Annotated in this window: 15 protein-coding genes; 11 read left to right on the top strand and 4 right to left on the bottom strand. The window is 74.2% G+C overall.

Annotated elements, in window-relative coordinates; genetic code table 11:
* Nucleotides 1–17 precede the first annotated feature (17 nt).
* Together OU787_RS07130 and OU787_RS07125 are read left to right on the top strand one after the other, a co-directional pair.
* Entirely contained in the window at nucleotides 18–587 is a 570-nt protein-coding gene (locus OU787_RS07130) for a GNAT family N-acetyltransferase (protein ID WP_268658880.1), read from the top strand.
* A 265-nt stretch (nucleotides 588–852) separates the two neighbouring features.
* Complete coding sequence (locus tag OU787_RS07125) at nucleotides 853–1,344, top strand: hypothetical protein (protein WP_030460066.1); 492 nt, start codon at nucleotides 853–855, stop codon at nucleotides 1,342–1,344.
* Between the two features lie 7 nt (nucleotides 1,345–1,351).
* Here the strand turns inward: OU787_RS07125 and hrpB are convergent, their stop codons facing one another.
* Both hrpB and OU787_RS07115 read right to left on the bottom strand, forming a co-directional pair.
* Nucleotides 1,352–3,889, bottom strand: coding sequence for an ATP-dependent helicase HrpB (gene hrpB / locus OU787_RS07120; protein WP_268658879.1), 2,538 nt, complete (start codon nucleotides 3,887–3,889; stop codon nucleotides 1,352–1,354).
* A gap of 5 nt (nucleotides 3,890–3,894) precedes the next feature.
* A complete protein-coding gene (locus OU787_RS07115; protein WP_442788623.1) occupies nucleotides 3,895–4,818 on the bottom strand; it encodes a class I SAM-dependent methyltransferase in 924 nt (307 codons plus the stop codon).
* 431 nt (nucleotides 4,819–5,249) lie between these two features.
* On the opposite strand from OU787_RS07115, the gene rpsA reads away from it, so the two are divergent.
* The 3 genes from rpsA to OU787_RS07100 all read left to right on the top strand — a co-directional run bounded on the left by rpsA (nucleotide 5,250) and on the right by OU787_RS07100 (nucleotide 9,871).
* Entirely contained in the window at nucleotides 5,250–6,740 is a 1,491-nt protein-coding gene (gene rpsA, locus OU787_RS07110; RefSeq protein ID WP_030460063.1) for a 30S ribosomal protein S1, read from the top strand.
* A gap of 341 nt (nucleotides 6,741–7,081) precedes the next feature.
* Entirely contained in the window at nucleotides 7,082–9,199 is a 2,118-nt protein-coding gene (locus OU787_RS07105; protein ID WP_268658877.1) for an MMPL family transporter, read from the top strand.
* A gap of 27 nt (nucleotides 9,200–9,226) precedes the next feature.
* Nucleotides 9,227–9,871 carry an MBL fold metallo-hydrolase gene (locus OU787_RS07100; RefSeq protein ID WP_030460061.1) on the top strand — a complete coding sequence of 215 codons (645 nt, stop codon included), beginning with the start codon at nucleotides 9,227–9,229 and terminating at the stop codon, nucleotides 9,869–9,871.
* A 33-nt stretch (nucleotides 9,872–9,904) separates the two neighbouring features.
* Here the strand turns inward: OU787_RS07100 and OU787_RS07095 are convergent, their stop codons facing one another.
* Nucleotides 9,905–10,789, bottom strand: coding sequence for an alkaline phosphatase family protein (locus OU787_RS07095; RefSeq protein WP_327059358.1), 885 nt, complete (start codon nucleotides 10,787–10,789; stop codon nucleotides 9,905–9,907).
* A gap of 207 nt (nucleotides 10,790–10,996) precedes the next feature.
* Between OU787_RS07095 and coaE the strand changes: the two genes are divergently transcribed.
* The gene (gene coaE, locus OU787_RS07090; protein WP_030460059.1) at nucleotides 10,997–11,593 is read left to right on the top strand and encodes a dephospho-CoA kinase; all 597 of its coding nucleotides are present in this window, start codon (nucleotides 10,997–10,999) and stop codon (nucleotides 11,591–11,593) included.
* A 7-nt stretch (nucleotides 11,594–11,600) separates the two neighbouring features.
* Here coaE and OU787_RS07085 read toward each other — a convergent pair whose 3' ends face one another.
* A complete protein-coding gene (locus tag OU787_RS07085) occupies nucleotides 11,601–12,125 on the bottom strand; it encodes a hypothetical protein (protein ID WP_268658876.1) in 525 nt (174 codons plus the stop codon).
* A gap of 402 nt (nucleotides 12,126–12,527) precedes the next feature.
* Between OU787_RS07085 and OU787_RS07080 the strand changes: the two genes are divergently transcribed.
* The 5 genes from OU787_RS07080 (at nucleotide 12,528) to OU787_RS07060 (ending at nucleotide 19,925) form a co-directional block, all read left to right on the top strand.
* On the top strand, nucleotides 12,528–14,639 hold the full coding sequence (locus OU787_RS07080) for an MMPL family transporter (RefSeq protein WP_268658875.1): 2,112 nt from the start codon (nucleotides 12,528–12,530) through the stop codon (nucleotides 14,637–14,639).
* A 152-nt stretch (nucleotides 14,640–14,791) separates the two neighbouring features.
* Complete coding sequence (locus OU787_RS07075; protein ID WP_268658874.1) at nucleotides 14,792–16,036, top strand: helix-turn-helix domain-containing protein; 1,245 nt, start codon at nucleotides 14,792–14,794, stop codon at nucleotides 16,034–16,036.
* Nucleotides 16,037–16,090: 54 nt separating this feature from the next.
* Nucleotides 16,091–16,855, top strand: coding sequence for a toll/interleukin-1 receptor domain-containing protein (locus OU787_RS07070; protein WP_268658873.1), 765 nt, complete (start codon nucleotides 16,091–16,093; stop codon nucleotides 16,853–16,855).
* On the top strand, nucleotides 16,852–18,789 hold the full coding sequence (locus OU787_RS07065; protein ID WP_268658872.1) for a hypothetical protein: 1,938 nt from the start codon (nucleotides 16,852–16,854) through the stop codon (nucleotides 18,787–18,789). Before OU787_RS07070 ends, OU787_RS07065 begins: the two co-directional genes overlap by 4 nt.
* Entirely contained in the window at nucleotides 18,786–19,925 is a 1,140-nt protein-coding gene (locus tag OU787_RS07060) for a hypothetical protein (protein ID WP_268658871.1), read from the top strand. Before OU787_RS07065 ends, OU787_RS07060 begins: the two co-directional genes overlap by 4 nt.
* Nucleotides 19,926–19,956: the final 31 nt, after the last annotated feature.

Below are 19,956 nucleotides of genomic sequence, written 5' to 3'. Positions count from 1 at the left end.
CCTCCGAGACTGGCCGGATGCCCACCTTCTCCGACAAGCCCACCCTGCTGGGCGAGAAGGTCCTCCTGCGGCCCGTGCGGCCGGAGGAGGACCTCCCGATGCTCCGCGTCATGCTCAACGACCCGGACGTGCTGCGCTACACCTCCAACGTGTACACCCCCGTCGCCCCCGAGTGGGACGAGGCGATGGAGCGCCGCGTCGTCGAGTGGTACACCACCCGCAACGAGCAGAGCGACCGCCTCGACCTGATCGTCGTCGACCGGGCCACCGGCCGCGGCGTCGGCGAGGTCGTCCTCAACGAGTGGGACGAACCCAACCGCGCCTGCAACCTCCGCATCGCGATCGGCCCCGACGGCCGCGACCGCGGCCTGGGCACCGAAGCCGTCCGCCTGCTCACCGACCACGCCCTCCGCGCCCTCGGCCTCAACCGGGTCTCGCTCTCGGTCTACGCCTTCAACGCCCGCGGCCGACGCGCCTACGAGAAGGCCGGCTTCAAGGTCGAGGGCGTCCGCCGCCAGGTGCTGCGCTACGGGGACGAGTGGATCGACGACATCGACATGGCCGCCCTCGCGGACGACTGGACCTGACGGCCCCGTCCCCGCGGGCGGCCGCTAGTGCCGCGTCAGGCAACCTTCGCCCGTCGCGACGCCCGGCACGCGCCCTCCTTGCCCGCCATCGGGCAGGAGGGGCCCGCTCGCCGCACCGGCCGAAAACCCGAGTACATCCAGTACGAGGGCTTCCGGCCGGCACGCCGAGAGCACGCACCGGACACCGCTCCTTCCCGGCGAAGGTTGCCTGACGCGGCACTAGGCTTCGCACACCGAGGACCGGCGCGAACGCAGAGGTGGGGCCGTGAAGGCGTGGCAGGGGAAGGGCCGTCGGGCCGGGATCGTGGCGGCGGTGGCCGCCGCAGCGGTCGGCGGGGCGGTGTGGGCGGCGGTACCGGGTTCCGGTCCGCACCCGGCGTCGGACCCGGCGCCGCAGGCCGCCCCGGCGACACCGTCCCCCGGGACCACGACGGCTGCGCCCGAGGTGTCCCCGTCCCCGAGCGCCACGCCGAGCCCCACCCTCACCGGACCCCCTGCTGACGACTCCCCGGCGGCGGCCGCCACCCCGCACCCGACCGCCACCAAGCCCAGGGCGGCGAAGACCACTCCGCGCACCGAGGTCAGCCCCAAGCCCGCGCTGCCGGGCGAGGAGGGCACCTACGCCCGGCGTCCGGGCTGCTTCTACGACCCGCAGGGCCGGTTGATGACCTGCGACCCGGTCCTCACGGCGACGCCGCTGCCCAACCCGGCCGTCCCGGGCATCCCGTACGCCTCGCCGTCCCGGCAGACTCCCTGACGGCCCGTCACTTGCGCGGGTTGGCCCGGCGGGTGGCCTCCGCCGTGGTGGGGTCCTCGGGCCAGGGGTGGCGGGGGTAGCGGCCGCGGAGGTCGGCCCGGACCGCGGGGTAGCCGGTGCGCCAGAAGGCGGCCAGGTCGCCGGTGACGGCGGCCGGGCGGCCGGCGGGGGAGAGCAGGTGGACGGTGAGCGGGACGCGGCCGCCGGCCAGGGCCGGTGCGGCGGACCAGCCGAACAGCTCCTGGAGCTTGACGGCGAGGACGGGCCGCTCGGGGTCGCTCGCGTAGTCGACCCGGATCCGGCTGCCGCTGGGGACGGTGATCCGCTCCGGGGCGAGCTCGTCCAGCCGTCCGGCCTGGCCGCTCGCCCAGGGCAGCAGGCGTGGCAGGGCGGCGGCGGTGTCGATCCGTTCGAGGTCGGCGCGGCGGCGGGCCCGGGAGAGTTCGGGCTCCAGCCACCGGTCGGCGGCGGCCAGCAGCGCGGCGTCGTCGACGTCCGGCCACGGGTCGCCGACCGTCCGGTGCAGGAAGGCGAGCCGTTCGCGCAGCCCGCTCGCGGCGGGCGGCCAGGTCAGCAGCGCCGAGACGCCCTCCCGTTCGAGCCCGTCCAGCAGCGCGGCCCGCAGCAGCGCCGGGTCGGGGGCGGCGAGCGGGGCGGCGGCCAGTTCGATCGCCCCCAGCGCCTCCACCCGGCGGGAGGTCACCTCGCGCTGCCGGGCCGACCAGTGCACCTCCTCGCGGGCGGTCAGCAGCGGCCCGGCCGCCCGCCGGGCGGTCGCCTCGTCCACCGCGACCGCCCGCAGCACCCGCGCGGACGGCGACCCGGCGGGCCGGTCGGCGACCGCGACGGCCAGCCATCCGCCGGCCGGCAACCGCGTCCCGGCCGGCAGTTGGGCGGCCGTCCCGGAGGCCATCAGGTACGCGCCGTCCCCGCCGTCCCGGGCCCGCGCCACCCGCTCCGGGTACGCCAGCCCGACCACCAGCCCGGCCGCGACGGCGTCGGACGGCCCGGACCCGCCGCCTGCCCCGCCGCCGGACTCCCCGTCGGACCCGGCGGGCAGCGCGCGTTCGAGGCGGCGGGCCTCGTCCTTCCAGCGCCGGGCGTACGGGTCGCCGGCGGCCCGGCGGACGGTGCGGTGGATCTCGGCCAGGTCGTCGCCGAGGGCGCGCGGCGGCTCCTCGGAGAGCAGCGCGACGAGTTCGGCGGCGCGGCGCGGCCCGACCGCGGGGGCGCCGTCGAGCAGCGCGCGGGCCAGCCGGGGGTGCAGGCCGGTGCGGGCGATGGCGCGGCCGCGGTCGGTGGGGCGGCCCGCCCCGTCGACGGCGGCCAGGGCGCGCAGCACCTCGCGGGCGGCGGCCATCGCCCCGGCCGGCGGCGGGTCGGGCAGGGTGAGCCCGGCGGCGTCGGGGTCGCCCCAGCAGGCGGCCTGCAGGGCGAAGGAGGTGAGGTCGGCGAGCGCGATCTCGGGGGTGGGGAAGCGGGCCGCGCGGGCGTCCTCGGCCTCGGCCCAGCACCGGTAGACGGTGCCGGGGGCCTCGCGCCCGGCCCGCCCGGCGCGCTGCCGGGCGGCGGCCAACGAGGTGCGGACGGTGACCAGGGCGGACAGGCCGCGGGCGTGGTCGGTGCGCGGTTCCCTGGTCAGTCCGGAGTCGACCACCACCCGCACGCCGGGCACGGTCAGCGAGGACTCGGCGACCGAGGTGGCCAGCACCACCCGCCGCCGCTCCCCGGCGGCCAGCGCCGCGTCCTGCACGGCCTGCGGCGCCTGCCCGTGCAGGTGCAGCACCTCGACCCCGTCCGGGGACAGCTGCCCGGCCACCCGGGCGATCTCGCCCACGCCGGGCAGGAAGCACAGCACGTCGCCGTCCCGTTCGGCCAGCGCCCGGCGGACCGTCGCCGCGACGTGCGCGAGCAGCGCCGGGTCGACCCTCGTGCCGTGCGGCGGGCGGACGGCCGACGGCGGCGGCGCCCACACCGTCTCCACCGGGTGCGAGACGCCCGCGGCGGCCACCACCGGTGCGCCGCCCAGCAGTTCGGCCCAGGCCGCGGTGTCGGCGGTCGCCGAGGCCAGCAGCAGCCGCAGTTCGGGGCGGAGCGCGGCCCGGACGTCCAGCAGGAAGGCGAGCGCGGTGTCGGCGTCCAGGTGCCGCTCGTGGCACTCGTCGAGCACCACCGCGTCCACGCCCGGCAGTTCGGGGTCGCGCTGCAGGCGCTGCAGCAGGACGCCGGTGGTGACCACCTCGACCCGGGTGCCGGGCCCGACCTTCCGCTCGCCGCGGACCGTGAACCCGACCGAGGCGCCGACCGGCTCCTCCAGCAGCCAGGCCATCCGCCGGGCCGCCGCCCGCACCGCGAGCCGGCGCGGCTCGGCGACCAGCACCCGGCGGGGCGGGCCGCCGAGCAGCCCGGCCAGGGCCAGCGGCACCAGGGTGGTCTTGCCGGTGCCGGGCGGCGCGGACAGCACCGCCGCGCCGCTGCCGTCCAGCGCCGCGGCCAGCTCGGGGAGCACCGCGGCGACCGGCAGTGAGAGCCCCCCGGGACGCACCGCGGTCAGCCGTTCCGGCGGGCGACGAAGATCGCCGTGCCGGGGATGTGCGCGCCGCGCAGCGGGCTCCAGCCGCCCCACTCCTGCTCCAGCTCCTCCGGCCACTCCGGCTCGACCAGGTCCAGCAGCACGAACCCGGCCGCGACCAGCTCCCGCACCCGGTCGCCCAGCGTCCGGTGGTGCTCGACGTAGGTGGCGACGCCCTGCTCGTCCTGCTCGACGTACGGGGTGCGGTCGAAGTACGAGGAGGTGGCGGTCAGCCCCTCCACCCCCGGCTCGTCCGGGAACGCCCAGCGGATCGGGTGCGTCACCGAGAACACCCAGCGCCCGCCCGGCCGCAGCACCCGGTGCACCTCGCGCATCAGCCGCCCGGTGTCCGCGCTGAACGGCACCGCGCCGTACGCCGAGCACGCGTGGTCGAACGAGCCGTCCGCGAACGGCAGCACCGCGGCGTCCGCCTGCACCACGGCGACGGGCTCCAGCCCGCGGCCGAGGTCGATCCGGCGCGAGTGCTGCAACTGCCGGTAGGAGATGTCCAGCGCGACCGGGCGCGCGCCCCGGGCGGCCAGCCAGCGCGAGCACTGCGCGGCGCCCGAGCCGATCTCCAGCACGTCCGCGTCCTTGAGTTCCGCCGGGTCGCCGAGCAGCCGCGCCTCGGCCTCGTCCACCCCCTCCGGGCACCAGGTGAACCGGTCGTCGCCGAGGAACTCCCCGTGCTCGTCCTGGTAGTCGTCCGCGTTCCGGTCCCACCAGTGCCGGCTGGCCCGGCTCGACTCCTGCTCCCCGGCGTCCCGCCGCAGCGCCTCGTCGCCGTCCTCCTCCCCGTCCGCCGGCTGCGGGACGGAGGGCACGTCGTACCCGGACGGGTCGTACCCGCCGGGCTCGTCGTCGCGGGGCTCGTCGGGACCGGGGGCGGTGGAGTGGGTCATGGAATCCGTCACGTAGGCTATGGGCTTGCGGAAGCGCCGCTGCCGCGGAGCCGGCCCTGTACGGGGACCGGGTCGGGCGGTGGCATTCGGGGTAGGGCCGCTGCTCCTGGTCGGTGCGAGAAGCGCCGTTGGAGGATATGGCCTGATCCGTCCCGGCCTCTACCGGTCTCGTCGGCTTCGACGTTGACCGTGCCGGGGTGTCCCCGTATGCTACAAGTTGCGCTGCGGGCCTGCGCGCCTCGGACGGAGCAGGTCGCGCTCGCATCTGTCGAAGACCCCACGGTCGTCAGACGGACGCCGGGATCCTCCACTCGCATGGGGATTCTTCCGGTGGGCCGTTCTCTGGCCTGTACGGCTTTCGGTGGGAGCGATCAGGGCCCCCCGCGTGGCATTACCTACGACTTCATGTCCGTACCGGAGCCCTTTTCCTAATGACGAGCCCCACCGACACCTCTGTCAGCACCACCCCGCAGGTCGCGGTCAACGACATCGGCGACGCGGACGCGTTCCTCGCCGCGATCGACGAGACCATCAAGTACTTCAACGATGGCGACATCGTCGAGGGCATCATCGTGAAGGTCGACCGTGACGAGGTGCTCCTCGACATCGGTTACAAGACCGAGGGTGTCATCCCCTCCCGCGAGCTCTCGATCAAGCACGACGTTGACCCGCACGAGGTCGTCAAGGTCGGCGACGAGATCGAGGCCCTGGTTCTCCAGAAGGAGGACAAGGAGGGTCGCCTCATCCTGTCCAAGAAGCGTGCGCAGTACGAGCGCGCCTGGGGCACGATCGAGAAGATCAAGGAAGAGGACGGCATCGTCACCGGTACCGTCATCGAGGTCGTCAAGGGTGGTCTCATCCTCGACATCGGCCTCCGCGGCTTCCTCCCGGCCTCGCTGGTCGAGATGCGCCGCGTCCGCGACCTCCAGCCCTACGTGGGCAAGGAGCTCGAGGCGAAGATCATCGAGCTGGACAAGAACCGCAACAACGTGGTCCTGTCCCGCCGCGCCTGGCTGGAGCAGACCCAGAGCGAGGTCCGCCAGACCTTCCTCACCACCCTGCAGAAGGGCCAGGTGCGCTCCGGCGTCGTCTCCTCGATCGTCAACTTCGGTGCGTTCGTGGACCTCGGCGGCGTCGACGGTCTGGTGCACGTCTCCGAGCTGTCCTGGAAGCACATCGACCACCCGAACGAGGTCGTCGAGGTCGGCCAGGAGGTCACCGTCGAGGTTCTCGACGTGGACATGGACCGCGAGCGCGTCTCCCTGTCGCTGAAGGCGACCCAGGAGGACCCGTGGCAGCAGTTCGCCCGGACCCACCAGATCTCGCAGGTCGTCCCGGGTAAGGTCACCAAGCTGGTTCCGTTCGGTGCGTTCGTCCGCGTGGACGAGGGCATCGAGGGCCTGGTCCACATCTCCGAGCTGGCCGAGCGCCACGTCGAGATCCCGGAGCAGGTCGTCCAGGTCGGCGACGAGATCTTCGTCAAGGTCATCGACATCGACCTCGAGCGCCGCCGCATCAGCCTCTCGCTGAAGCAGGCCAACGAGTCCCTCGGTGCCGACCCGGCGTCGGTCGAGTTCGACCCGACCCTGTACGGCATGGCCGCGTCCTACGACGACCAGGGCAACTACATCTACCCGGAGGGCTTCGACCCCGAGGCGAACGACTGGCTGCCCGGCTTCGAGAAGCAGCGCGAGGAGTGGGAGCGGCAGTACGCCGAGGCCCAGGCCCGCTTCGAGCAGCACCAGGCCCAGGTCATCAAGTCCCGCGAGGCCGACGCCGCCGCTGCGGCCGAGGCCGGCGAGGAGGCCCCGGTGTCCGGTGGCGGCTCGTACTCCTCCAGCAGCGACGAGGGCTCCGGCGCGCTCGCCTCGGACGAGGCCCTGGCCGCGCTCCGCGAGAAGCTGGCCGGCGGCCAGAGCTGAAGCCCCGCGCTTCGGCAGCTGCCTAGCTGACTGACAGCAACCCCCCGTTCCAGGGTCTCCCTGGGCGGGGGGTTGCTGCTTTTCGCTGCCCGTCCGCCCGTGCGCGCAGTGGGCATGGACGGGGCGTGGCGCTTAAGTGGCGTTTATGTGAAGGGAATTGTGAGATGAGGCTCATCGTCCGTCTATAGGACGAAAGCGAAGTCGCACATACATTGAGGGGACTTGTCCGAAAGGCTCCCCGCATGCGCAGCTCCCGCTCCACCGCAGCAGAGGTCCAGGTTTCCCAGGTTTCCGGCCGGTTGGCCGCGCTGGGGCGAGTGTGTTTCCGGCACCGGCGTTGGGTGTTGGCGTTCTGGGCGCTGGTGCTCGCGGTGGGGGTGGTGTTCGGCGGGCGGGTGTTCGAGGGGTCGGTGGCGGCGACCGGGAGCGGCGGGTCGGAGTCCGCGGCGGGGACGGCGGTGGTGCAGGCCGCAGATCCGGTGCAGGGCACGGTGACGGCGGTGGTGGACGGGCCGGCCGTCGACGGGACCGGGGTGAAGGCGGCGGTCGAGCGGGCGAGCGCGGAGGTGGCGAAGCTGCCGGGCGTGGTCTCGGTGGCGGACACGTACGCGTCGGGCGGGCAGCTGACCGCGAGCGACGGCAAGGCGTCGCTGGTGAGCGTGCGGATGGCGGACGGGTCGACGCCGAAGCAGCTGGCGGCGGTGACCGACCGGCTGGAGGCGATCGACGCGGACGGGGCGCACACCGTGGTCGGCGGCGACCTGGTGCTGCAGCAGGAGGTGAAGGACCAGACCGCGAAGGACACCCGGTTCGGCGAGATCGTGACGCTGCCGCTGACCCTGGTCGTGATGGTGCTGGTGTTCGGCGGGCTGGCCGCGGCGGGGCTGCCGGGGATCGGGGCGATCGCCTCGGTGGGCGGGGCGCTGCTGGCGATGTTCGGGTTCAGCAAGCTGATGGACATCGACACCTCGGTGCTGCCGATCGCCACGGTGCTGGGCCTGGGCCTGTCGATCGACTACGCGCTGCTGATGGTGAACCGGTTCCGGGAGGAGCGCGGCCACGGCGCGGACATCGCGCAGGCGGTGGAGCGGACGGCGGCGACGGCCGGCCGGACGGTGGCGTTCTCCGGGCTGACGGTGGCGGTCGCGCTGAGCGGGCTGTTCGTGTTCACCAGCCCGGTGTTCCGGGCGGTCGCGGTGGCGGGCGTGAGCGTGGTGGTGATCGCGGTGGCGGCGGCGCTGACGCTGGTGCCGGCGCTGCTGGGCTTCATGGGGCGGCGGATCAAGGCGCCGTCCGCGCCGGTCCCGGACGAGGGGTTCTTCTCCCGCACGGTGCGCCGGGTGCAGCGCCGGGCGGTGCCGGTGATGCTGGCGTGCGTGGCGCTGCTGCTGGCGGCGGGAGCGCCGTTCCTGGGCTCGCACTTCCGCAACTCGGGCGCCGACGTGCTGCCGAAGAGCTTCGCGTCCCGGCAGGTCGCGGAGACGGTCGAGGCGCGCTTCCCCGGCCAGGTGCCGGCGGCGGTGCAGGTGGTCGTGGAGGGGACGGCGCAGCAGGCGCAGGAGTACGCGGACACCGTGGTGGCGAAGCTGCCGGGAGTGGCCGGGGTGCGGGCGGTGTCGCCGGTCTCGGACCGGGTGCAGACCGTGGACGTGCTGGTGAAGGGCGACCCGCAGGGCACGGAGGCGAAGCGGGTGGTCGGCGAGCTGCGTTCGGAGCGCGGCGGGCTGGACACGTACGTGACGGGCGACGCGGCGTCGCTGGTGGACTTCCAGCACGAGATCGGCTCGCGCGGGCCGTGGGCGCTGGGGCTGGTCGCGGCGGGGACGCTGGTGCTGCTGTTCCTGATGACCGGGTCGGTGGTGCTGCCGGTGAAGGCGCTGCTGATGAACGTGCTGTCGCTGGGGGCGTCGCTGGGCGCGCTGACCCTGGTGTTCCAGCACGGGTACTTCAGCTCGCTGCTGGGGTTCACGCCGACCGGCGGCCTGGAGACGGTGATCCCGGTGCTGGTGTTCGCCTTCGCGTTCGGGTTGTCGATGGACTACGAGGTGTTCCTGCTGTCGCGGATCAAGGAGCTGCACGACCAGGGCTACGACTGCGCGAAGTCGGTGGAGCTGGGCCTGCAGCGCAGCGGTCGGATCATCACCTCGGCCGGGTTGCTGATGGTGATCGTGTTCGCCGGGTTCGCGGCCGGGCAGATGCTCATGGTCAAGCAGATGGGCATCGCGCTGGCGGTGGCCGTCGCGGTGGACGCCACCCTGGTGCGGACCCTGCTGGTGCCCGCCACCATGACGCTGTTCGGCCGGCTCAACTGGTGGGCGCCCGCCCCGCTGCGCCGCCTGCACCGGATCATCGGCCTGCACGAGAACGTCGAACTGCCGCCGCTGCGTTCCGTGGTGCTGCCCGCGCCCCGGCTGGTGAAGCCGCACGTGAAGCCGCGCGGCCTGGTGGGCGCCCCCTAGCCGCGACCCGGTCGTACGCTGGGCCGCATGCGACTGACGAAGTACGGCCACGCCTGCGTCCGGATCGAGCACGCCGAGGGGGCGGTGCTGATCGACCCTGGCATGTTCAGCGGGCCCGAGGTGGTGGCGGGCGTGGACGCCCTGCTGATCACCCACGAGCACGCCGACCACTTCACCGAGGGGCAGGTCCGGGCCGCCGTCGAGGCCAACCCGGGTCTGCGGGTGTACACCAACTCCTCGGTGGCCCGGCAGCTGGAGGGCATCGGCACGAAGGTGACGGTGGTCGGCGACGGCGACGCGTTCGACCTGGACGGGCTGCCGGTGACGGTGCACGGCGAGTGGCACGCCGAGATCCACCCCGACATCCCGCGGATCCCGAACATCGGCTTCCTGCTCGGCGCCCGGGCCTTCCACCCGGGCGACGCGCTGACCGTCCCGCCGGACACCGTCGACACCCTGCTGCTGCCGCTCGGCGCGCCCTGGCTGCGGGCCGGCGAGCTGGTCGACTACCTGCGCGACGCCCGGCCCCGGCAGGCGGTGGCGATCCACGAGGCGACGCTCAGCGAGGCCGGGCAGGCCATCCACGGGCGGCTGCTCGGCCCGCAGGGCCCCGGCACCGGCGGCGTGGAGTACCGGACGCTGACCGCCGGGGAGTCGCTCGACATCGCCTGAACCGCCGTGCTCGGGGCCGGAGTCGACGCTCCGTCAGGAGACGGGCACCGGCGCGCTGGTGAACGGCCGCCCGTCGAGCGTCCAGTGCGGGTCCGGGACGATCTCCAGCGCCGCGTACACGTGCGCGGCCACGTCGGTGTGGTGCAGCGGGCCGAGCACCGGGGCGCCCGGGGTGATGCCGGGGCCGCGGGCGGCGATCCAGGCGGTGCGCTCCAGGGCGGTGCGGCCGCCGTGGCCGCCCGCGTCGACGTGGCCGTGGTCGGTGACCACGATGACCGTCCACTGCTCGTCGGGGCGGCCGGGGCGGGCCTCCAGCGCGGCGAGCAGGCGGCCGAGCCGGGCGTCGGCGGTCTCGATCGCCCGCCGGTAGTCCGCGCCGCAGCCCCGGAAGTGCGCGGTCTCGTCGACCGCGCCCAGGTAGACGAAGGACGCCTGCGGGTCGTCGTCCGAGCGGCCCAGCACGTACTCGGCCTCGGCGGTGACCCGCTCGTCGCACACCTCCCACGCCTCCGGGGTGTCCTCCAGCGGCGCGATGTACGCGAGCCGGCCGGGGGCGGCGAACAGCGGGCCGCCGTCGCGGGCCAGGAACAGCGGCTCCCAGCCGCCGGCCGCGAAGGTGCGGCGGCGGTGCGCCTTGGCCAGCCGGGTGGTGAAGTCCGGGAACACGTCGAGGCGGTGGCCGCCCAGGTGGTTGCCGTACACGCCGTGCTTGGCCGGGCCGACGCCGGTGGCGATGGTCGCCCAGCACGGGCCGGACATGGTCGGGGTGGCGTCGTCCACCTCGACGGGGGCGAGGAAGCCGGCCGCGGCCACCGCGTCCAGGTGCGGGGTGTGCAGGGCGGGCAGCAGGTCGAGGCGGACGCCGTCGATGCCGACGACCAGGACGCGGCGCGGCCCGGCGGGCCAGGGGCTGGACACGGGGTGCTCCTGTGGGGGACGGGTGAGGGTCTCCGGCACCATAGACGGCCGTCCGGCGCCCGGAATCCTGTCCGGACAACCCGGGCCAGGCGCCGCAAGGGGCGGCCGCCGGAGAGTTCCCGCGATGTTCGCCCGCCGTTCGTCCCCGCCGTCCGTCCCGGCCGGGGCCGCTGCGGCGAGGGCGGTACGGGCCGGTAACCTGGCGGCATGCTGAGGATCGGACTGACCGGCGGGATCGGCGCGGGCAAGAGCGAGGTCTCCCGCCAACTGGCCGCGCACGGCGCGGTGATCGTCGACTCGGACGTGATCGCCCGCGAGGTGGTCGCCCCCGGGACGCCCGGACTGGCCGCCGTCGCCGCCGAGTTCGGGCCCGGCGTGCTGCTCCCCGACGGCGCGCTGGACCGCCCCGCGCTCGGCCGGATCGTCTTCGCCGACCCGGACCGGCTGGCGAAGCTGAACGCCGTCGTCCACCCGCTGGTGCGGGCCCGCTCCGCCGAACTCGAGGCCGCCGCCGGGCCGGACGCGATCGTCGTCCACGACGTCCCGCTGCTCGCCGAGAACGGCCTCGCCCCGCTGTACGACCTGGTCGTGGTGATCGACGTCCCCGACGCGGAACGGCTGCGCCGGCTGGTCGCGCTGCGCGGCATGGCCGAGGACGAGGCGAAGGCCCGGATGGCCGCCCAGGCCACCCGGGAGGCCCGCCTCGCGGTCGCCGACCTGGTGCTCGACAACAGCGGCGACCTGGAGCAACTGACCGCCCGGGTCGACGAGTTGTGGCAGCAGCTGGAGCGGCGCCGGGGCTGAGCGGCGGTCAGGGCAGCAGGTCGAACACCGTCTCGGCGAGCACCGCGCCGGTGCCGGCCCGGGCCCGCAGGTAGGTGTTGCGGTCGGCGTAGCCGTCCAGGTCGGACGGGACGGCCACCTCGACCGAGAAGGCGCCCGCGGCGTCGGACGCGGTGTCCCGCAGGTCCCGGTGCAGGTACTCCACGTCGTTCTCGCCCTTGACCACGAAGGAGACCCGGACCACCGCGCCGGGCGGGAAGCCCTGCCCGGAGAGCACCGTCCGCGTCCCGCCGCGCCCGGAGTCCGGCGAGGCCAGCAGGGCCGGGGCCGCGCTCGGCCGCGGGCCGGTCGGTGCTCCGCCGGTCGGCGTCCCGCCGGGCAGGGTGTCGACGGCCGGTGCGGTGGGCCCCGGGACGGTCACCGTGACGGTGGGGCCGGGCACGGCGACCGTCACGGTCGGCTGCGGACGGCTGCCGGGGGCGGGCCGGGACTGGCTGAGGTAGCCGCCCGCGAAGCCGGCCCCGAGGGTGGCGACGCCGACCAGCGCGGTCACCACGGCGCTCCACCCCTGCAGGTCGAACCGGCCGGACGGGGCCGCTTCTGCGGGAGGCGGTTCCCCGGGAGGCGGTTCCCCGGGAGGCGGTTCTGCGGGGTGCGCTTCCGCGGGAGGCGGCGGCGCGGGGTGCGGTTCCGCGGGGATCGGCGGCGCCGCGGGGACCGGCGGCGGCAGGGCCGGGTGCGGGGGCGTTCCGTCGGGCGGGGTCGGTGCGGTCAAGGAAGTCCCCTCGTGCTGGTCGGCGGAGTCCTGCCACCCGGGGGCGGGTCGGTCCCCGAACGATTCGTCCCCGCACGGGTCCTGGGCGCAAACGCCGACCGGCGCGCCGCCGGGTGCGGGGCGCGATGGTGGAAGGAGCGCGCGGGGCCGGACGGGCCCGGTGCCGGAGGGACGGTCGTGATGAGCCCCGGCAGGAGAGCGGCCGCGCTGCCGTGCGGGCGGCGCGGGAAGTGGGTGGTGCTCGCCCTGTGGCTGCTGGTGCTGCTGGTGGCGGCGCCGCTGGCGGGGAAGCTCAACGGCGCGGAGGACAACCAGGCGTCCAGCTGGCTGCCCGCGAACGCCGAGTCCACCCGGGTGCTGGACGCCCAACTGCGGTTCCAGCCGGTGCAGACCGCGGACGCGGTGGTGGTGTACCAGCGCGACAGCGGCATCACCGTCGAGGACCGCGCCGAAGCGGCGCGCGACGCCCGGGAGTTCGCCGGGGCCCCGCACGCCACCGCGCCGGTCGTCGGCCCGACCGAGTCCGCGGACGGCCGGGCGCTGCAGACCGTGGTGCCGGTGGTCACCGGCGACAGCGGCTGGAACAACCTCGGCCCGGCCGTCGACAGCCTGCGCGCCACCGCCGCGGCCGGCGCGCAGCCCGGTCTGGCCACCCACGTCACCGGCCCGGCCGGGATCGGGGCCGACCAGTCGAAGGCGTTCCAGGGCATCGACGGCACCCTGCTGTACGCCACCGTCACGGTGGTCGTCGTCCTGCTGCTGCTCACCTACCGCAGCCCGGTGCTGTGGCTGCTGCCGCTGCTGTCGGCGGGCGCGGCGCTCACCGTCGCCGAGGGCGTGGTGTACCTGTTCGCGGCGCACGCCGGGCTGACCGTCAACGCGCAGAGCGCGGGCATCCTGATCGTGCTGGTGCTCGGCGCGGGCACCGACTACGCGCTGCTGCTGACCGCCCGCTACCGGGAGGAGCTGCGCCGGCACCGGGACCGGCACGAGGCGATGGCGGCGGCGCTGCACCGGGCCGGCCCCGCGGTGCTGGCGAGTTCGGCGACGGTCGCCGCGTCGATGCTGTGCCTGATGGTCGCCGAGATGAACTCCACCAGCGGCCTCGGCCCGGTCTGCGCGATCGGCGTGGTGGTGGCGCTGCTGGCGATGCTGACCCTGCTGCCCGCGCTGCTGGTGGCGTGCGGGCGCTGGGTGTTCTGGCCGGTGCGGCCCGGGTACGGCACGCCCGAGCCGACCGCCACCGGCCGGTGGGCGCACATCGGCGGCTGGATCGCGGGCCGGCCGCGCAAGGTGTGGGTGGGCACCGCGCTGGCGCTGGCGGCCTGCACGGCCGGGCTGGTCTCGCTGAACGCGGGCGGGCTGAGCGCCGCCGGGACGTTCACCGGCCGGCCCGACTCCGTCACCGGGCAGCAGGTGCTGGCCGCGCACTTCCCCGGCGGGACGGGCGCCCCGCTGTCGGTGGTCAGCGACGCGGCCCCGCTGGACGCCGTCCGGCAGGCCGCCGCGAGCACCCCCGGCATCGCCGGGATCGGGCCGCCGGTGACGGCCGGCGGCGAGGCGTACTTCCCGGCCGTCCTGGCCGACCCGCCGGACTCCGCCGCCGCCAAGGCCACCGTCGACCGGGTCCGGGAGGCCGTGCACGCGGTGCCGGACGCCGACGCCGAGGTCGGCGGCTCCACCGCGGTGGTGCTGGACGCCGGGCGGGCCGCCGCGCACGACAACAGGGTGGTCATCCCGCTGGTGCTGGCGGTGGTGCTGCTGATCCTGGCCGCGCTGCTGCGCGCGGTGGTCGCGCCGCTGGTGCTGATCGCCACCGTGGTGCTGTCGTACGCGGCGGCGCTCGGCATCAGCGCGTTCTTCTTCGCGCACGTCTTCCACTTCGAGGGCCAGGACCAGGCGTTCCCGCTGTTCGTGTTCGTCTTTCTGGTGGCGCTGGGCATCGACTACAACATCTTCCTGATGACCAGGGTGCGCGAGGAGTCCGCCCGCCTGGGCACCCGCCGGGGCGCGGTCGCGGGCCTGGCCGCCACCGGCGGCGTGATCACCTCCGCCGGGCTGATCCTGGCCGCGACCTTCGCCGTCCTCGGCACCCTCCCGGTGGTGGGCTTCGCCGAGATCGGCTTCGCCGTCGCCCTCGGCGTCCTGCTGGACACCCTGGTGGTCCGCTCGGTACTGGTCACCGCCCTCACCGCCGACCTCGACCACCGCATGTGGTGGCCCGGCCACCCGCACCGGACCGGGCCGGCGGAGGCCCCCCGGGCTGGCAGAACGGACAGAACCGTTCCCTGACCGTACGGTGGGCGGATTTTGGCGACAGGCAACCCTCACAGAACGCTACTGGGTGATTCCAACGCGTGGCAGACTCCTTCCTCGGGACGCCAGGAGCGTCCCGGTTCCCCGGTCCGATGGCGAGCGGGGATATTCTCGGAGGGGGTTATGGCATGTCCATGGCATTATCGTTCGGCGCCGAACTCCGGCGATTGCGGCAGGAGAGGGGACTGTCGCTCGACACCCTCGCCGCGCGGCTGAAGTACACCAAGGGCTACCTCAGCAGGGTCGAACGCGGCGAACGGACAGCATCGGTAGACCTCGTCCGGCGATGCGACGCAGTTCTCCGGGCTGACGGACGCCTGCTCGCGCTGGTCGAGCGGGAGGACCGGAACGATCGGCCGGGCCTCAGCGGGCGCCGTGAGCTGATCGCCGCCGGGGCCCTCTCGCTGCTGGCCCTGTCGGTACCGACCGATCGCACGGACCGTGGTGCGGAGCACCGGACCGCGGACCCGTCCGAATTCAGCGTCCCGGTTCTGCTGCGGCAGGGGTACGATCACGCCCGTCGGCTCGGGCAGTGCGTCGACCCGGCCTTCCTGCTGCCGATGCTGACGGAGCAGGCCCGGACCACGGCGCGGCTCGCAGCGTGCTCCCGGGGGCGCACCCGGTCCGAACTCCTCCTGCTGGCTTCCCGCTTCGCCGAGTTCACCGGCTGGATGGCGCAGGAGGCCGGTGACCCCGCTGCCGCGCTGGCGCACACCGAAGAGGCGGTGGGCCTCGCCGAGGAGGCCGGGGATCCGCACCTCGCCTCCTACGCGCTGGTCCGCCGGGCGCTGGTGACGTTCTACGACAACGACGCGGCCCGGACCATCGACCTGGCAGCCGCAGCGGCGGGGGACCGCAAACTCCCGCCCCGGATCAGGGGCCTGGCCGCGCAGCGGGAGGCCCAGGGGTACGCCCTGGCAGGAGACCACCTGCGGTGTTTGCGGAGCCTGGAACAGGCCCACGGCCTCCTGTCCGCCGCCGGGGACGACGGAGAGGAGTCGAGCCCGGTCATCGGAACGAGCAACCTCGCCAACCCGGCTGCGATGGTCAGCGGCTGGTGCCTGTACGACCTGGGCCACCCCCGGGAAGCGGCGGAACTGCTCGCCCGCGAGTGCCGGCGCATCCCGGCGCACGCCTTGCGCACCCGGGCCCGGTACGGCCTGCGGCAGGCGCTGGCCCACGCCGCCGCGGGGGAGGTCGAGCAGTCGTGCGCGGTCGCCGAGGACCTGCTCGGCATCGCGGGTGAGGTGAGGTCCGCGACCATCACGGCCGATGTGCGCCGACTCGACCGCGAGCTCAGGCGGTTCCGGACGAACCGGGCCGTCCGGGAACTCCAGCCCGCACTGCTCGGCGCTCTGGCCGACAGCTGCTGACCGATCGTCAGAAGTCGAGTTTTCCATCCATCGTGTAGAAGGGGCTGTTTCGTCATGTCCACTGTCTTCGTCAACTACCGCACGGGAGACGGCGACGAGGTCGCCGCGTTGCTGGAGCACGAGCTGTCCGCCAGGTTCGGCAGCGAGCAGGTGTTCCGGGCGAGCAAGTCGATTCCGGCCGGGAGCCGGTTCCCGCAGGCACTGATCACCGCGGTCCGGCGCAGCCACGTGCTGCTCGCGGTGATCGGCCGCCGGTGGTTCGACCCCAGGACGCCCGGAGGCCGGCCGGCCGTGGAGGACCCGGACGACTGGACGCGCCGGGAGATCATCGAGGCGTTCGAGACCGGGGCGCTGGTCATCCCCGTGCTGGTCGACTCCGTGCGGATCGACCGGAGCCTCCTGCCGCTGGAGCTGTCCGTCCTCGCCGACTGCCAGTACCGCCGGCTCAGCATGCGCAATTCGCACGCCGACCTCGACCGGATCGGGGACGACCTGTCCCGGCTCGTACCGGTGCTGGCCAAGGTGGACACCAGGCCGCCGCTGGCGGGAGGCACCAAGGACAAGGAGAAGAAGGAGAAGAAGGGGAGGGGTGAAAGCGGGACCAGGATCCGGACGCGGGACGGTCTGGGCCAGGTGGGCCGCGACCTGTCCGGGACGGTGGTCACCGCCCCGCGGGGCCCGGTCCACACCGGCAGCGGGGCTCAGCACAACGGCCCGCAGTTCAACGGCGACGGGGACATCCAGTACGTCGGCCGGGTCCGGGAACTCCGGCAGCAGGTGGGTCGGCCGGCCGGGCCCGAGGACGGTCAGGACAGGTGAGCGGTCCCGGCCACACCTGGGTCACCGATCCCGGAGGCCCCGTCCACGCAGGCTCGGGCGACCAGCACATCCACTACGGCTACGGCGCGGGTGAGTTCCTGGGGTCACGGGCCGAACGGCTCCGGATCGCGGAGGACCACCGGCACTGGCTGAGCCGGCGCTTCGTTCCCCCGGGCAACCTGGGCCGGGCCGCCGAGCGGCTCGCCAAGCCGGGGGCGACGGTCCTGCTGACCGGACCGGTCGGCACCGGCCGGAGAGCCGCCGGAACCTTCCTCCTGCACGAACTCTCCGACGAGGGAGGGCAACTCGAGGAACTCTCGGTCAAGGACGACGACCGAGCCGCGATCTCCGCCGGAGACCGGCTGCTCCTCGACCTGTCGGCGATCGCGGACCAGGACCAGGAGCGGGCCCTGCAGAAACTCGGGGTCTACCGCTCCGCGACCGAGCAGGCCGGTGCCCGGCTGGTGGTGATCCTCCCCGATCCGATCGAGCCGATGCTCCCCTCGGAGATCCAGCAGCAGGTTGTCCGGATCGGGCGGCCCCGACCGGACATCGTGCTGCACCGCTACCTCCGGCTGGACGGGATTCCGTTCACCTCGGAAGACCTGAAGCGGCCGGATCTCGACCTCCTGCTGGCAACGGCCCCCATGCGGGAGATCGCCAGACTGGTCCGGACGATCGGTCAGGCGCGGGAGAGCCGGAGGCACGGCAGTGGGTTCGAGGACTGGTGTACCGCCGCACTCCACGTGGTCACCGACTGGGGTGACACCGCCGCCCGGCAGGTGGGCGCGCTGGAGGACGGTTCCAGGCGCGCGCTGCTCCTCGTGGGCGCGATGTTCGACGGCGCTCCGGTCGACGCTGCGGTGGCCGGCACCGGCGACCTCCTCCGGCTCCTCGGACGCGACCGCGACAGCGCGTCGGCCCTGGACGGCCCCGACCTCCGGGTCCAGCTCGGCGAGTTGGATATGGCGCGGGACCCGGACGGCCGGGTCGAGTTCAAACAGTTCGCCTACAGCGGCGCAGTACGGTCGCACTTCTGGACCTACTTCCCCGGGCTGCGGGACGGCCTGCGGGACTGGATGGGCGACGCCGTCCGGCTACCGGGGCTCGGCCGTCCCGAGCGGCGCGATCTGGTGGTCCGCTTCGCGGAGCAGGCCCTGGCCATGGGCCGGCCGGAGGACCTGTACACCCTCGTCGAACGGTGGACCTTCCCCGGCAAGCCGATGCCGGCGGAGGCGGCGTTGCTGCTCGCCGAGGGGCTCGACCACGAGAAGCACGCTGCGGGCGTACGGGATCGGATCTACACCTGGACCACGACGGGCAACCCGACGCCGCACCTCAAGCAGGTACTGACCGATGTGTGCCGGCACGTGCTGGCCGCGACCCATCCGTCCATGGCACTGACCCGGCTCTACCACCTGGCGAGCCAGCAGGGATCGGCCGCAGCGGCCGAGGCGGCACTCGAACTGGCCCGCAGCGACCGCCGGCTGTTCCGGCACCTGTCCGAACGGGTCCCGCTCCGTGCCGGACCGGAGCCGCGCCGCGGCGAGGACCTGCTGATCGGACTGCTCGATCCGCGCCACCTGCTGATCGAGCCGACCTCGGAAGAAGTCGAGACGGTCTGGCGCAACGTCATGTCAGGTACGGAGCCGGTCCGTTGGGCCCGCGTGGCGTACGAGTGGCTCACCGCGGCCGCGACCGAACGCGGTTGGGAAGCAGCGCCGGACGTCCTGGTCCGGGCGGCCCGGCACCGGAACGACCTGCTCACCCGGCTCTACCTGGTGGCCCTGGGATGGGAGCGGGCCGGCTCGGAAATCCCCGGTGCCGGTCGCCGGGCGGTCACCGAACGGCTGCGGCAGGCCGTCGACCGGGCGCAGGGCACCGGCCCGCGCCGCCACGACAACGAAACGACGAATTCTTCGGAGGTCTCGTGAACACCCGTCATCGGGCCCAGCTGTTCTTCGCGGTACTGCTGAGCGGCCTGACACCGATTTTCCTCGGTCGGCACTTCGGCTGGTCGATCTGGCTGTGCGTCTTCGGCAGTGCGGTGCTGGTGGCGTGCACGGGGCTGCTCATGATGGCCCGGATCCCCCGGGCGGCCGCATCGGAGGTGCCGCCCGTGCAGCGGCCGGTGCCCGAGCCGGAGCCGCCGACCGAACCGCCGTTCCGCGAAGTGCCCCTGCAGAACCTGCCGCTCCCGAGCTCCCGGCCGGACTACGACTTCCGGTTCTCCGCGACCGTTCTGTGGCGGCCGACCCAGCCGCTGTCGTTGACCTCGCACGCCAACCTGGCCGGCCTTGCCGCGGACGCGATCCTCGTGCGGGCCCGGCAGGTCTCCGCGAACGAGGATCCCGGCCGGCCCGATCTGCTGGCGATGCGGCTCACGGGGCTGCTCGGCAGTCCCGCGTACGACGGCGGTGGCCTGGTGCTGGCCATGGCCGCCGGGATCACCGTGACCCTGACCGGTGAGGACACCGAGCGGCTCGAGAAGATGACGGTCCTCCGCAAGGTGGAGGAAGCCTGGGAGCAGCACCGCCAGTACGAGCGCGGCCGCCGGGACTACTTCGCCGGTGAGGTGTTGAAGAGCCCGGGTTCCGCGGTGGTGTGGTGGCTGAGCAGGCACGAGGACGAGATCGAACAGGCGGTGCAGCTCATCGGGCCGCTCGCGGAACTGTCCGCAGCGGCCAACGACTCCGATGTGCCCGAGGTCTTCCGGTGCTATGTCGGCCGACGGCCCGGTGCTCCCGGAGACCCCTGCGGGGCCTCCGGGTTGGACGACGAGCTGGCGGACCTGCTGACGCAGGAGAAGCAGGCGGCGAGCGGCACCGGCGACGACGGTTTCGCCGAGAAGATGGCCGACCTGATGAACGACCTCGGTCTCTCTCCCGACAGCGCGGAGGGCCTGGTGTGGCTCGACCGGGTCGGACGCGCCACGCACGCGGCCCGGCCCGACCGGGAAGCGGCCGGGCCGGACCCGGAGGACCTGGCCGGCACCGGTGGAACGTCCGACCAGTACGACCGGGAACCGCCCCGGCCCGGAGCCCCGTGGCAGGACTTCCAGAACGACTGACCGTTCCTGTCCGGTCCCGCACGCCACCGAC

Source organism: Kitasatospora sp. YST-16, from assembly GCF_026802215.1.
Classification (GTDB): domain Bacteria; phylum Actinomycetota; class Actinomycetes; order Streptomycetales; family Streptomycetaceae; genus Kitasatospora; species Kitasatospora cineracea.
Note: the sequence above shows the minus strand (reverse complement) of the source record. Positions and strands in the feature narration are given on the sequence as shown.

Coding starts and splice junctions, on each gene's coding strand:
- OU787_RS07100 (WP_030460061.1), top strand. CDS start 9,227: ATGCGACTGACGAAGTACGGCCACGCCTGCGTCCGGATCGAGCACGCC.
- OU787_RS07130 (WP_268658880.1), top strand. CDS start 18: ATGCCCACCTTCTCCGACAAGCCCACCCTGCTGGGCGAGAAGGTCCTC.
- OU787_RS07070 (WP_268658873.1), top strand. CDS start 16,091: ATGTCCACTGTCTTCGTCAACTACCGCACGGGAGACGGCGACGAGGTC.
- OU787_RS07075 (WP_268658874.1), top strand. CDS start 14,792: ATGTCCATGGCATTATCGTTCGGCGCCGAACTCCGGCGATTGCGGCAG.
- OU787_RS07080 (WP_268658875.1), top strand. CDS start 12,528: ATGAGCCCCGGCAGGAGAGCGGCCGCGCTGCCGTGCGGGCGGCGCGGG.
- OU787_RS07115 (WP_442788623.1), bottom strand. CDS start 4,818: ATGACCCACTCCACCGCCCCCGGTCCCGACGAGCCCCGCGACGACGAG.
- coaE (WP_030460059.1), top strand. CDS start 10,997: ATGCTGAGGATCGGACTGACCGGCGGGATCGGCGCGGGCAAGAGCGAG.
- rpsA (WP_030460063.1), top strand. CDS start 5,250: ATGACGAGCCCCACCGACACCTCTGTCAGCACCACCCCGCAGGTCGCG.